This window comes from Streptomyces sp. NRRL WC-3549, from assembly GCF_000721935.1.
GTDB lineage: Bacteria > Actinomycetota > Actinomycetes > Streptomycetales > Streptomycetaceae > Streptomyces.
This window is the reverse complement of the sequence record NZ_KL585383.1, coordinates 119,593-120,787: the sequence shown is the minus strand read 5'-3', so window position 1 is coordinate 120,787 and position 1,195 is coordinate 119,593. Positions and strand designations below refer to the sequence as shown.

The 1,195-nt window shown below is 69.8% G+C and carries 1 protein-coding gene; it reads left to right on the top strand.

Going from position 1 to position 1,195, the window contains the following annotated elements; all coding sequences use genetic code 11:
- Positions 1-64: 64 nt before the first annotated feature.
- Positions 65-1,195 (top strand): GTPase HflX (gene hflX / locus IH13_RS0102720; protein ID WP_031080732.1); only part of this gene is annotated, 1,131 nt, incomplete at its 3' end.

Below are 1,195 nucleotides of genomic sequence, written 5' to 3'. Positions count from 1 at the left end.
GGAATCTTCCAGCCGTGTCACGCGTTGTGACGGACAGAACCACTCCCATCGACGTAAGGATCCAATGACCTCCTCTTCCTCCCTTCCCCAGGACGCGCAGGACGCGCAGAGCGCCACGGACACCGCGTCCGAAAGCCTCACCGAGGGCCTTCGGGCCGACGCCCTGATGGAAGAGGACGTCGCCTGGAGCCACGAGATCGACATGGAGCGGGACGGCGAGCAGCTCGACCGCTCCGAGCGCGCGGCGCTCCGCCGGGTGGCCGGCCTCTCGACCGAGCTCGAGGACGTCACCGAGGTCGAGTACCGGCAGCTGCGCCTGGAGCGCGTGGTGCTGGTCGGCGTCTGGACCTCCGGGACGGTCACCGACGCGCAGAACAGCCTCGCCGAGCTGGCGGCCCTGGCCGAGACGGCCGGAGCCATGGTGCTTGACGCCGTCTTCCAGCGGCGCGACAAGCCCGACGCGGCCACCTACATCGGCTCGGGCAAGGCACGCGAGCTGCGCGACATCGTCCTGGAGTCCGGGGCGGACACCGTCGTGTGCGACGGTGAGCTCAGCCCCGGCCAGCTGATCCACCTGGAAGACGTCGTCAAGGTCAAGGTGGTCGACCGGACCGCGCTGATCCTCGACATCTTCGCCCAGCACGCCAAGTCCCGGGAGGGCAAGGCGCAGGTCTCCCTCGCGCAGATGCAGTACATGCTTCCCAGGCTGCGCGGCTGGGGCCAGTCGCTCTCCCGGCAGATGGGCGGCGGCGGTTCCAGCGGCGGTGGCGGCATGGCCACGCGTGGTCCCGGTGAGACCAAGATCGAGACCGACCGGCGCCGCATCCGCGAGAAGATGGCGAAGATGCGCCGGGAGATCGCGGAGATGAAGACCGGCCGCGAGATCAAGCGCCAGGAGCGCAAGCGTCACAAGGTGCCCTCCGTGGCCATCGCCGGCTACACCAACGCCGGCAAGTCGTCGCTGCTCAACCGGCTCACCGGCGCGGGCGTGCTGGTGGAGAACGCCCTGTTCGCCACCCTCGACCCGACCGTGCGCCGGGCCGAGACGCCGAGCGGCCGCCTCTACACCCTGGCCGACACCGTCGGGTTCGTGCGCCACCTCCCGCACCACCTCGTCGAGGCGTTCCGTTCCACCATGGAGGAGGTCGGCGACTCCGACCTCATCCTGCACGTGGTGGACGGTGCCCATCCGGTA